The sequence below is a fragment of the Chengkuizengella marina genome, assembly GCF_009910845.1.
Classification (GTDB): Bacteria; Bacillota; Bacilli; order Paenibacillales; family KCTC-33759; genus Chengkuizengella; species Chengkuizengella marina.
The window spans coordinates 71,105-83,506 of the sequence record NZ_SIJB01000030.1 but is presented as its reverse complement, the minus strand read 5'-3'; the positions used below and the strand labels follow the sequence as shown (position 1 = coordinate 83,506).

At 35.3% G+C, this 12,402-nt stretch carries 9 protein-coding genes; 6 read left to right on the top strand and 3 right to left on the bottom strand.

What is annotated here, in order from left to right:
* Positions 1–153: 153 nt before the first annotated feature.
* The gene (locus ERL59_RS15020; protein WP_160647046.1) at positions 154–333 is read right to left on the bottom strand and encodes a hypothetical protein; all 180 of its coding nucleotides are present in this window, start codon (positions 331–333) and stop codon (positions 154–156) included.
* Positions 334–554: 221 nt separating this feature from the next.
* On the opposite strand from ERL59_RS15020, the gene ERL59_RS15015 reads away from it, so the two are divergent.
* Entirely contained in the window at positions 555–2,309 is a 1,755-nt protein-coding gene (locus ERL59_RS15015; RefSeq protein ID WP_160647045.1) for an ABC transporter substrate-binding protein, read from the top strand.
* A gap of 85 nt (positions 2,310–2,394) precedes the next feature.
* Here ERL59_RS15015 and ERL59_RS20790 read toward each other — a convergent pair whose 3' ends face one another.
* A complete protein-coding gene (locus ERL59_RS20790) occupies positions 2,395–2,526 on the bottom strand; it encodes a class III lanthipeptide (RefSeq protein ID WP_201763579.1) in 132 nt (43 codons plus the stop codon).
* A gap of 35 nt (positions 2,527–2,561) precedes the next feature.
* The gene (gene lanKC, locus ERL59_RS15010) at positions 2,562–5,141 is read right to left on the bottom strand and encodes a class III lanthionine synthetase LanKC (RefSeq protein WP_160647044.1); all 2,580 of its coding nucleotides are present in this window, start codon (positions 5,139–5,141) and stop codon (positions 2,562–2,564) included.
* Between the two features lie 249 nt (positions 5,142–5,390).
* Here lanKC and ERL59_RS15005 point away from each other — a divergent pair, with 249 nt between their 5' ends.
* The 5 genes from ERL59_RS15005 to ERL59_RS14985 all read left to right on the top strand — a co-directional run bounded on the left by ERL59_RS15005 (position 5,391) and on the right by ERL59_RS14985 (position 12,380).
* Positions 5,391–6,872 carry a glycoside hydrolase family 30 protein gene (locus tag ERL59_RS15005; protein ID WP_201763578.1) on the top strand — a complete coding sequence of 494 codons (1,482 nt, stop codon included), beginning with the start codon at positions 5,391–5,393 and terminating at the stop codon, positions 6,870–6,872.
* A gap of 188 nt (positions 6,873–7,060) precedes the next feature.
* Positions 7,061–8,983: a glycoside hydrolase family 30 beta sandwich domain-containing protein gene (locus ERL59_RS15000; RefSeq protein WP_160647043.1), complete on the top strand. Its 1,923-nt coding sequence runs from the start codon at positions 7,061–7,063 to the stop codon at positions 8,981–8,983.
* A gap of 130 nt (positions 8,984–9,113) precedes the next feature.
* The gene (gene uvsE / locus ERL59_RS14995) at positions 9,114–10,073 is read left to right on the top strand and encodes a UV DNA damage repair endonuclease UvsE (RefSeq protein ID WP_160647042.1); all 960 of its coding nucleotides are present in this window, start codon (positions 9,114–9,116) and stop codon (positions 10,071–10,073) included.
* Positions 10,074–10,289: 216 nt separating this feature from the next.
* Positions 10,290–11,588, top strand: a complete 1,299-nt coding sequence (locus tag ERL59_RS14990) for an MFS transporter (RefSeq protein ID WP_160647041.1) — start codon at positions 10,290–10,292, stop codon at positions 11,586–11,588.
* Positions 11,589–12,380 carry a CPBP family intramembrane glutamic endopeptidase gene (locus tag ERL59_RS14985; protein ID WP_160647040.1) on the top strand — a complete coding sequence of 264 codons (792 nt, stop codon included), beginning with the start codon at positions 11,589–11,591 and terminating at the stop codon, positions 12,378–12,380.
* The last annotated feature ends 22 nt before the right edge of the window (positions 12,381–12,402 follow it).

The following is a 12,402-nucleotide window of genomic DNA, read 5'->3' as shown; positions in this document are numbered from 1 at the left end:
TGGATATGTATTTTTTAAGAGGTTTTTACTAATGAAAAAAAATGGAAATGGAAAATAGCACGTACCGATTGAATATCGATACGCACTATATGCATGGTTTTTTTGGAGTCTACTGATGGAGAAAGAGATGAGGATCATCAACACCCTTGAGAGTCAAGGTCCCCCTCCTCCCGAACCACAACAAGCAAGTTCATAATTTTTTAACTCATATAAATTAAAACTAGTCAATTGAATAATGACTAAAATAATAAATAAGACGATTAAAGTTTTTTTCATATTCATTACATTATTTATTTTATTTTTTAGTAAAAAATCGAAATACAATCCTTGCATGCCTTCACCCCCATATCTAGCTATTCTTAAACATTCTTGCAACCATTTTTCAGCTTACATAATTATGTAACTATTAGGTTTATATTTATACTTTTTCCTGCAACTGATATAATTGTATAATAATCACTGTAATTAAAAAGGATGAAAATTCTCATGATTTTCATCCCTTTTATCATCTTATTTATGATATATAATTTAATATTGTATGAGGGGCAACAAAAATGAAACTAATCGAACACTACCTTATTTTAAATATAGCTTATGCAACTCAAAAAAATGGTGTTGAGTTTGAAACTACGATGAGCGAAATCATAGAAATTCTCGGCTGTAGTCAGCCAAATGCAAAAGGGGTATTAAATCGATTAAAAGAACAAGGATGGATACGGTGGAATCCTGGACGTGGACGAGGGTATAGATCCCGTATTAACTTTCAACTTTCTCTGATTGACAGCATTAAGATGTATATATCAGAACAACTAGCGCAAGACCACTTCAAAGAAGGCATGGAGTTTCTCCATTCATTGTCCATTCCTGCACAAATTCATAGTATTATAGGGCAATTTCTAGAAGAATGGTTTGGTTTTCAAACGGAGGGGGAAAAGGAAATAAAACATATATTAAGAATACCCATTTATAGAAATCTCATTTCTTTAGACCCAGCCCAAGTCTCTACAGCATTCGAATACCATTTTGCCGGTCAAATTTATGATACATTGCTTAGCATTGATTCCGTTACTAAACAGATTTATCCGCACCTCGTCCTTGGTTGGGATACCCCTAACGACAAGGAGTGGATTTTTTATCTACGTAAAGGGGTTCGTTTTCATCACGGCAGGTTATTAACATCAAAAGACGTGATTCATACTTTCCAGCGTGTCCTTGATTCCACTGCTAGCGTCTTCTATTGGCTGGGTCGTCATTTGAACAAGATAGAATTATCGGGAGATCATATTGTCATTTTTTATTTCAAACAACCCTTCCCTTTTTTCCCAAACATCTTATGTTCAAACAAAGCTTCCATCGTTCCATATGATGTGGATATGAAACAACAAGTCGTCGGTACAGGACCTTTTTTTGTGCGTTCATTCTCTAAAGAAAAATTAATATTGGAAGCTTTTGATCATTATTTTAAGGAACGAGCTTGGTTGGATCAATTAGAGGTCTTTCGTTTGCCAGAGGAACTCCAAGGCAGATTTTCTTACAAGATGACCACTAAAAATGTAGATTCATTGGATTTGCAAGATCAAACAGTGAATCAGCATGTAACGATTACACAACTAATTATTTTTCAAACAAAAAAACCAGGCCCACAACAACATCCAGCATTTAGAAGAGCCATTCGTCTTGTACTGGATCGACAAACGATGATAAATGAAACAAATATGCGGGAAGTTTATCCTGCAGATAGCTTTTTACATACTCACAGCAAAAAGAGAATTTTCCCATCCTATTCAATATCGGAAGCACAGGAAGCTCTCAAAGAAAGTGGATATGCTGGTGAAACACTGACGATGCTTATACCTTCTCTTCAGTGGAGAGAAAACGCGGATTGGATTCAGTCCCGTTGTAATCAAATTGGTGTATCTATAGAACTCCAACCTCTTGACCTTAAGAAGACCCTCCAAAAGGAATTTTTCCATCAAGCGCATCTTATCATGATAAATGTAATATTAGTTGGTGATTCAGAAATTAATTTGATCGAACCATTTGGAAATAACAGCCTATATCGTCAATTGTTCACTCTACAAGAGAATCAGCAAATGGATATGTTCATGGATCGATTTATTAGTGGAAAAACAACAACTGAACGTCTGTCCATCTGGAATGAAATGATAGGTTGGTTTCGTAAAGAAAATCTCATCCTTTTTCAGTTTCACTTCAAAGAAGAGACTGCCTACTCTAGTAACCTCCAAGGGTATAAATTTGGAAGTTTAGGAATGTATGACTTTCATAATCTTTGGATAAAGGATAAATAATCACTGTATTTTTCAGGAGCATATATAGAAAAGTAACCCCATTGAGTGGTTTACTCATGAGGTTACTAATAAATTTACTATATAATTAGTTATTTTTTAGTGTAAGTTTTACTACAGTATCTGTATTATCTATAGGGTAAGTTTCATCAGGTACCATAATATTCCTTTCACTGTCTTTCTTCGGTTCTAATTGTTGAAGAGCTAATACTTGATTCAAAGAAATCACCTCCTTTCGATTCAGACTTTTCCCTTTCAGTTATTACGAGAAGGAAATAACTTGTAAATATGTGGTAATGGCAACCAGGTAAACCCATGGGATAAAATATCGTTGAGGGCAAGGATCATACCAGATGCTCCCGAAAAAATATCTCCAGATAATCTGTAATTGAAGTCACCAGGAACAAAAAGCTTATCATCTTCTTCCAGTAAATAAAGATTCATAGTCTCTAATGTCTTGTTTAAATAGGCTTTATCATCTTGTAAACCTAATTCCATATCGATAGCCTTAGCACCTACGATAAGTCCTGCGAGTCCCCGAAATAGCCCTGGACTGTAAAAGCACCTTTGGATCGTGCTCATTCCTATTCCTACAAGTTCATCATTCCACTTTTTACTGTTAAGTAGATGACGCAGCTCAATCATGGCTAGACCTATTCCTGTGCTTCCTCCAGCAAGTTGGGATACAAAACCTGAACCATCTTTTATTTGATACAATCCTGAATCGTCGAGGACACAGTGATTTGTATCCTTTTCAATAGCACGAATGGATAACATCAACCAGTTCTCGTCCCCAGTAATCCAATGCAATGCACTAAAGAACAATGATGCTCCTGACCAGCCATCGATCAGCCCAAATGGAATGGCATCAAACTCTTTGGGTTTAATCGTAACATCACGTTCAAGAAGTGTTTCTAATCGAAATCCAATGGCTACTGCTTTTTCAAAAAAAGTCTCGAAACCATTCAAGGTCGATGCAGATAATAGTGCTAATCCAATACCAGCTAACCCTGTTCTAAGTGATATATCTTCAGACTCTGTTTGAGTCTGAATTGAATGGTATATTCCCTTAGATTCATCTATCATTCCTATTTCATACAGAACCCCAGCTATCCCAGCTTTTCCAGAAAAAAGTCCATCGTCTAGGTAACTGATAAAGTCCATGTCACTATACTTTACAGCCCATTCTCTAGCTTTCTTTGGCAGTGTACCGGTACGAGCTAGAGCCATTACTACCCCAAATCCACCGGTCAAGACATTGAGGAGTCCGCTAGATGATTCAAATTGATGAATATCCCCAGGTAAAAGCTTTATTCCTTCTCTGAGATCATTAACCATCCCTTTTCTTAGCTTTGATATGACCTCTGGCAAGTCATCTTTATCCAAATATTTCACTGGTGAAGATAGCATACTAACCATTGGTTTAACAGAGCGTTTTCTACATTCAGCTTCAATATCTTCTATGATCTTGATTGCATCTTCACCAAAATGTTTCATAATCCATTGGTCATGTTTTTTTATTATACTTTCAGACATATCCTGGACTGGTCCAATAGGAATAAACATATATCTAGCTATGCGTAAAAGCGCAAACCAATCAATCTGTTCTCTTGATGAATCTTCTGCACCAGTAAAACCAGGAGTCATCAAACCTGAATGTTTTGTATCCGTTAAGTCATCATTTGCAGCTTCAAAGTCAATAAGTTTTACCCGATTAGACGAAGTAATCATTATGTTAGATGGTTGCAAGTCTCCTATACCAATACCTCTTGAATGTATATCTTTAACAGCTTTCTTTATCTGTTTGATAATAGGTATTACGCTTTTAAGATACTCTATTGGATCCTTACTTGTAGAGTAGGGATAAAATGAAGCCAGCCATTCTTTTAATGAAGTGCCAGGAATATACTCTTCAACTAGAAATATATGCTCCCATTCTTGGAATATCCCCTGATATTCCACAACATTTTCTATACCTTTTAAGCGTTCAAGCATCGCTGCCTCATGTTTTAAACGTTCGATTGCATCTCTACCAGTACCATCGAGACCTGCACCTGGACGCCCTTCTTTCAATACAACTTGTTTTCCAGATTCGCTGTGATCAGCTAAATAAACACCTCCGCCATTGCTGAAATGTAAAGCTGACTTGATATTATATTTGCTTAGCTGTGATTCTACGGACTGCTTTCTTTCTTGGTCCTTCGTCATTTCTTGAATTGCTTTTGGTTCTTCTACAAAATCCGGGATTACATAGGATATACCTCGAGAGTCAGGAACATATTCACCAGATGGAGTTTTAATGGCTAAAATAGTAGATGCACCATTCTTAATGTGCATTTTTTCAAAAGCACCGTAGCGAAAATAAACATTTCCATCTAACCATCTTTTATCACTTAGTATATAGGGTCCTTTCGAAATATCTTTTAGTAATGTATGTAGGTGATCTAAAAGGAATAGAAATTGTGATTCGTCCATGGGGTAAATTGTAATGAATTTACCAGAACTTCCTCTGTCACCGTACTTTGAATTTTTCAAAAATAACTCCCTAAAACTTGAAACATATTTGAAAGGAACAGATTGGTGAAATAGAAAAGAAGAAATGATATCTAGCGTATGTTGGGCTTCACTTGGAATTGCACTAATATGAATCTTCCAACCTTGAATAGGTAATTTAATGTTAGGTGGGGAGTAATATGTCCAATGGCTATCACACCTAGTTTCCCAAAATTCAGGAAGAGAAGATACGTTAAACTTTGATTCGTTTTCTACCTTTTCTTCTGGAGACTCATAATATTTTTCATTAGGAAAAACATATTTTATATACCTCATATCCATCTTTTCTACCTCCTGTCGGTTATTGAAAGAATAGGGATTTTATGTGTTATTTTGACAAAATAAATAAAATCCCTTCTAAATTATATACTAATTTAAAACTTTTTTGGATATTTATAAAAATCAATAATATATAATGAAAACAACTCATATATCATATATTCATGTTTCTTTCCTCTCTTGTAAAAACATATAATAATTGGTATAATCAAATATTGAAATCGATTTCAGTTTATTCAGGAGGACATATATATGACAAAAACAGCAAAATCGAATAAAAAAGTCATAACATTGGTATTAGTTGCTGCTATTGTAATCATTGTTATATTTTTTATTCGAAACTTAACAGCTTCAAATATGAACGCAGAGGTTTATTTTAGTTCAGAATCTACAAATACAGCTCCTAAGGATGCAGATTGGTATATTGATCCTGCATTTGCAATGGAAGGTGTTCAACACAAATTGAGTAAACAAGAAGATATCACTTTAACAAAACCAAGTGATGAGGAAGTAACTACGATTCACATTGATCCAGCGATAGAGTACCAAACCATGTTAGGAATTGGAACTTCATTAGAGGAATCAACGATTTATAATTTATCTTTAATGTCTCCTGAAAAACGTGATGAAGTGCTTCGTAAGCTCATAGACCCAGTCAATGGTATAGGTATGAGTACATTTAGAATTACGTTTGGTACTTCAGATTTTACAGGACAAGAGTTTTATACCTATGAGGATATACCAGGTGAATTCTCTATCCAAAAAGATATTGAAAACAATATTGTAGCAACCGTTCAAGAAGCGATTACGATAGGAGAAGAAACAGGCAATCCGATTAAAATATATGCTAGCTCTTGGTCAGCCCCCGCTTGGATGAAAAACAGCAACAGTTTAATTGGAGGATTTTTAAAATTAGAGCACATCAATGATTTAGCTGAATACTATCGTAAAGCCGTTCAAGAATATGAAAAACTAGATATTCCGATTTATGCAATGACGATACAAAACGAGCCGCTTTATGCTGCACCAGACTACCCTAGCATGAGACTTTTACCAGAAGATGAACGTGATATCATCCTTGCATTAAAAAAAGAATTTGAGACACATGGCATTACTACAAAGTTATGGACTTTTGATCATAATTTTGGACAAGCTTGGACTTATATTCCTAAAATTTTAGATGACCCTGAGGCAAATGCAGCTATAGACAGTATTGCATTTCATGATTATAGTGGTGAACCAACAATCATGACACAGGTACATGACAAGTATCCTGATAAAAATGTATTAGTTACAGAACGTACAGTATGGGGAACAATGGGTGCCGATCGAATAGCTCAATATATTCGAAACTGGGCAACCTCCTATAACGCTTGGGTGACTATGCTTGATCAAAACATTGCACCTGAACAATGGACAGGCACTCCAGATCCAACGATGTTTATCCAAAATCCTATAGATCGAGATACGTATTGGATCACACCAGAATATTACTTCATTGCTCAGTTTTCTAAGTTTTTGCAAGACGGAGCAAAACGTATTGAAAGTGACTATGGATCAGCAGAAACAGTAACAAATGTTTCTTTCTTAAATCCAGATGGAACAATCGTTTCTGTAGTCATCAATCAATCTGATACAGATCAAACCTTCAAAATTCTATCAGAAGAATATGAACTTCTTGCTACTATTCCTGCTAAGACGGTTGGAACATATACATGGGCTAAAGTAAATTAATGATATATTCTAAGCCAAACTTGAGCTTCTTTATCAGGTGGAGAGCTCTCCACCTGATAAAAAGTAAATCTATTCATTGAATAAATATCAATATATTAGTATAATCAAAAAATGAAAACGATTCCATAACAATATAGATAGGGGGTTAGAAAGGTCCATTCAACGATACTTTTTTAAGGAGGATTTACATGTCAATGAATACAGTACAACATTCTTTTCAAAAATTTATTATTCTTGCACTCATCTTTGTACTTACCTTTACATCTCTAATTTTCTCACTGTCTGTAAACAATAATGTAAGCGCTGCCCCAACAGTAGCAGAAGTTTATTTTAGTTCAGAATCTAGCAATACCCCACCAAAGAGTGGAAATTGGTATATTGATCCAGCATTTGCAATGACCGGTGTTGAAAATCAGTTAAGTAGGCAATTAGATATTCCTTTAACTGATCCTAGTGGAGCAAATGTTACGACCATTCAAGTAAACCCGAATATTGAATATCAAACCATATTAGGATTAGGTACATCTTTAGAAGAATCCACGATATATAACTTATCTCTAATGACACCACAAAAACGTGATGAAGTACTGCGCAAACTTATTGACCCTGTTAATGGTGCTGGAATGAATGTATTTAGAATTACATTCGGAACCTCAGATTTTACAGGTCGCGAATTTTATTCTTATGAGGATGTCCCAGGTCAGTTTTCCATCCAAAAAGATATCGATTTCAATATTATATCTACTGTTCAACAAGCGATTGCTATAGGGAACGAGACTGGAAATCCGATCAAAATATTTGCAAGCTCCTGGTCTGCTCCAGCATGGATGAAAACCAACAACAATTTAATAGGTGGTTATATAAAATGGGAGCATCATGAAGATTTAGCAGAATATTATAGAAAAGCCATTCAAGCCTATGGAAATTTAGGTATTCCAATTTATGCAATGACGATTCAAAACGAACCACTTTATGCTGCACCGGATTATCCTAGTATGCAGCTAACACCAGAGAATGAGAGAGAAATCATCTTAGCATTAAACAACGAATTTAATACACATGGTATCACAACAAAACTATGGTCTTTTGATCATAACTTTGAACAAGTTTGGGATTACATCCCCGAAATCCTAAACAACCCGCAAGCTAATGCTGCCATAGATGGTGTTGCTTTCCACGATTACGCTGGTGAACCAACACGAATGACAGAAGTTCATAACAATTACACAAATAAAAATGTACTAGTCACTGAACGTACCGTATGGGGAACGAGTGGTGCAGATCGTATTGCACAATATTTCCGCAATTGGGCCATTTCATATAATGCTTGGGTAACCATGCTTGATCAGAACATCGCACCTGAACAATGGACAGGCACTCCAGATCCAACAATGTTTATTCAAAGCCCAACCGACAGAGATTCTTATTGGATAACACCAGAATATAACTTTATTGCTCAATTTTCTAAATTTGTTGAAGAAGGAGCAAAACGGATTGATAGTAATTATGGGTCAGCTGCTACAGTGACTAATGTTTCCTTTTTGAATCCTGACAATTCGATTGTTTCCATAGTCATTAACCAGACAAATACGGACCAAACCTTCAAAATTTTATCTGGATCAAAAGAGATTTTCGCAACCCTTCCAGCAAAAACTGTTGGTACTTATAAATGGATGAAAAGTGAATCTGGAGGCACGGGATCTGAAGCGCCCATTGGATCCATTATTGCAATTATAGCAATGGCAAATAACCATTATGTCACTGCAGAAGATGCTGGGAATAGTCCATTAATCGCCAATCGCGATGTTGCACAAGGATGGGAACAATTTGAAGTCGTTGACGGAGGAGATGGTTTTATAGCACTAAGATCATTAGCAAATGGAAAATATGTGACTGCCGAAGATGGTGGTGATAGCAATTTAATTGCCAATCGTGATGTTATACAAGAATGGGAGCGATTTAGATGGATAGATAACGGCGATGACACTTTCTCCCTTCAAGCAAAGGCAAATGGATTATATGTTACAGCTGAGGACGGTGGGAATAGTCCATTAATTGCGAATCGTACCTCTATTGATGGATGGGAGAAGTTCCATTATATTATACAATAAATATATATATTGATAATGTATAGGCGACTCTCTGCGGTCGTCTTTTTTTTAATTAAAAATATGGGTTGATATTCCCTCTAGTTGGACAACTTAAACATAATATAAAGTTTATGTTAACGGAGGGTATGGGATGATTGTACGACTTGGATATGTAGCCATGTCAGTGATTGTAAAAAATGCTTCACCTTCTAAAACGATGACAGCTACCAGTTTTAAAAAAATTAAAGATCGTGAAGCAGCTATTCGAAAGTTGGAGAGAATTGCCGAAGAAAACTTACAAAATACACTAAGGCTTTTATATCATAATCATGCTCATGATATTTCTGTTTATCGTTTTTCTTCAAAACTAATTCCACTAATTGGTCATGAAATGTTGCAAGATTGGGACCCCTTCCCTTTTTTAAAAGAAAAGTTTAAAAAAATTGGAGACTATGTAAAGCTACATAAAATGCGTGTAAGTTTTCATCCTGACCATTTTACTGTTCTAAGCACTCCAAGAGAAGAAGTTCTTAAAAACTCTGTTCTCGATTTACAAAAACACTTAATGATGTTAGAAGCCATGGAATTGGATGAACGAGCTAAATATAATATTCACATCGGAGGGGCATATGCCAATAAACCTAAGAGTATTGAACGATTTGTAGAAAATTTTAAAAAATTAGAGGAGAACATTAGAAGAAGAATAACATTAGAAAATGACGATAAAACGTATACTGCAAAAGAAACATTAGAAATATGTGAGAAATTAAAGGTTCCAATGGTTCTGGATATCCATCATCACTGGGTCAATAATGAAGGAGAAAAAGCCGATGAATTATGGCCTAGAATAAAAGAAACTTGGAATATTCAAAATATTCCTCCTAAAATTCACGTCTCCAGCCCTAAAAGTGAAAAGGACCCACGAGGTCACGCAGATTATGTTAACTCACAGTTTTTGTTGGAATTTTTACGCACGATTGCAAATCAAACAGAGCAAATAGATGTCATGATTGAAGCGAAAAAGAAAGATGATGCCTTATTTCATCTCATAAATGATTTAAAAGAGATAGATGGAATCAAAATGATGAATCAAGCAACTTTTGAAATTTGATATTTAGCAATGAATTAGTAAGAGTCAATATAATACTTACTTATGAAGGAATATTAGATATATTTGTATTTACTATCTACAATTCCTTTAAGTATAATTATATTGGTAAACAAATATATATAAAGTTTTTATAAAATGAAAGATTATTCTGATTTAATAGACTGAACTAACAAGATCATTAAAAGGGAGTTAAATATAGGAGAGAAGGTAGACTGAATGATGAATTATGAAAAATACATTGATTCTCCAGAAAAACAACGACAGTTATATCGAAGGACGTTGATTATTGTTGTCATTTCACAAATTTTCGGGGGTGCAGGACTTGCAGCGGGTCTAACGGTCGGAGCACTTCTTGCACAAGACATGCTAGGTACAGATAGTTATGCAGGAGTTCCAGTTGCCTTGTTCACTTTAGGATCTGCTGGATCTGCACTGCTTGTAGGACGACTATCACAGCATTTTGGTCGTCGTTCAGGGCTTGCCACTGGGTTCTTGACTGGTGGACTAGGTGCAATAGGAGTAGTGATCTCAGCATTAACTAACAATATAGCACTTCTTTTTGCTTCACTGCTAATCTATGGTGCTGGGACTGCTACTAACTTACAAGCTCGTTATGCAGGTACAGACTTAGCAAATCCCACACAGCGAGGAACAGCAATCAGTATTGCGATGGTTTCAACCACCTTAGGTGCTGTTGCAGGTCCAAACTTAGTTGATGTAATGGGACGTTTTGCAATATCAATTGGAGTCCCAGCTCTAGCTGGTCCGTTCATTTTAGCGGCTGCTGCCTTCATCCTTGCCGGTTTGATACTTCTAGTTTTACTTCGCCCAGACCCTCTCATCGTTGCCAAAGCAATTGAAGGAATGGGAACTTTTGAAGATAATCATACTGACAAAAAATCCAGTAAACAAACATTAAAAAAACGAAAAATTGTAGTAGGAGCAACAATTATGATTCTAACTCAGATAGTCATGGTTTCCATTATGACGATGACACCCGTACATATGGGGGATCATGGGCATGGTTTGCGAGCGGTTGGGCTAGTAATTGGCTTCCATATAGGAGCAATGTACCTACCATCTCTTGTGACGGGTATCCTTGTAGATAAGATTGGAAGAACTTCAATGGCCATTGCTGCTGGCAGCATTCTACTTGCTTCTGGTGTTCTAGCTGCAGTAGCACCAGTAGATTCCTTGATGATACTTGTTATTTCTCTCGTTTTACTTGGGCTTGGTTGGAATTTTGGATTGATTAGTGGTACAACTATCATCGTAGATGCAACTAATCCATCCAATCGTGCAAAAATACAAGGAACTGTTGATGTATTAATCGCTTTGGCTGGAGCATCAGGTGGAGCATTATCTGGTATAGTTGTTGCTCATTCCAGTTATGCAGTACTTTCAATTGCCGGTGGTATCTTTTCACTACTGCTTATTCCTGTTGTTATATGGTCTCTTGGTAATCAAAATAGCTATTTTCTAAAAAAATGGAGTACTCAAGAAAAGAGTAGATAAATGAATAAATTAGATTTTAAAATATCGTTATTTTTATCATTTATATGTTTTATATCTGGATTTTTTGTATTACCCTATCAATTAGATATATTACAACGTACCCTTCCCAATCAATACGATGAGTTTATAGGAACAATTCCTTTACCGATAAATCTTTTAATACTTGTTACTTCATTTCAGTTATTCTTCATCTCTTTTGGATTATCTCTTATTGGTATTAAATTAGCACGAAAAACAGGCTTTTCTCTAAATATATTCACTTCGTTGTTTAACAAGGAAAAAGTCAGTCTGAATAAAAAGTCAGTTTTATTATCTGTTATTTTTGGTGTATTTATAGCTTTGATTATTTCTGGAGCAGATAGATTTTATTATCAATATCAAATTCCCTTGATTAGAGAAAACACTCCTGAATTTTCTTTTTTAGCATTATTAGTAGGCGTTTTATATGGTGGGTTTTTTGAGGAAATACTACTAAGATTATTTTTTATGTCTTTATTGATATGGATTTTTCAGAAGATTTTCAATCGTAATAAAAGTTCTTTAAATAATAAGTATTATTGGATTGCTATTGTTATCTCTGCAGCTTTGTTTGCTGCTGGTCATTTACCTGCTACTGAGATGTTGTTTGGAGAATTATCAACAAATTTAATTGTTAGATGTTTTTTACTGAACGGAACTGGTGGATTGTTATTTGGATACCTTTATTGGAAGAAAGGTTTTGAATATGCTGTTTTAGCACACATGGTTTCTCACATTTCATTGCAATTATTATTTATCCCACTTTTTTATTAGTATAGAATTAAAAGATTGTCCT

Excerpts from the sequence above, each read along its gene's own strand:
- ERL59_RS15020 (WP_160647046.1), bottom strand. The coding sequence starts at position 333 with ATGCAAGGATTGTATTTCGATTTTTTACTAAAAAATAAAATAAATAAT.
- lanKC (WP_160647044.1), bottom strand. The coding sequence starts at position 5,141 with ATGGATATGAGGTATATAAAATATGTTTTTCCTAATGAAAAATATTAT.
- ERL59_RS14990 (WP_160647041.1), top strand. The coding sequence starts at position 10,290 with ATGATGAATTATGAAAAATACATTGATTCTCCAGAAAAACAACGACAG.
- ERL59_RS15005 (WP_201763578.1), top strand. The coding sequence starts at position 5,391 with ATGACAAAAACAGCAAAATCGAATAAAAAAGTCATAACATTGGTATTA.
- ERL59_RS15015 (WP_160647045.1), top strand. The coding sequence starts at position 555 with ATGAAACTAATCGAACACTACCTTATTTTAAATATAGCTTATGCAACT.
- ERL59_RS14985 (WP_160647040.1), top strand. The coding sequence starts at position 11,589 with ATGAATAAATTAGATTTTAAAATATCGTTATTTTTATCATTTATATGT.
- uvsE (WP_160647042.1), top strand. The coding sequence starts at position 9,114 with ATGATTGTACGACTTGGATATGTAGCCATGTCAGTGATTGTAAAAAAT.
- ERL59_RS15000 (WP_160647043.1), top strand. The coding sequence starts at position 7,061 with ATGTCAATGAATACAGTACAACATTCTTTTCAAAAATTTATTATTCTT.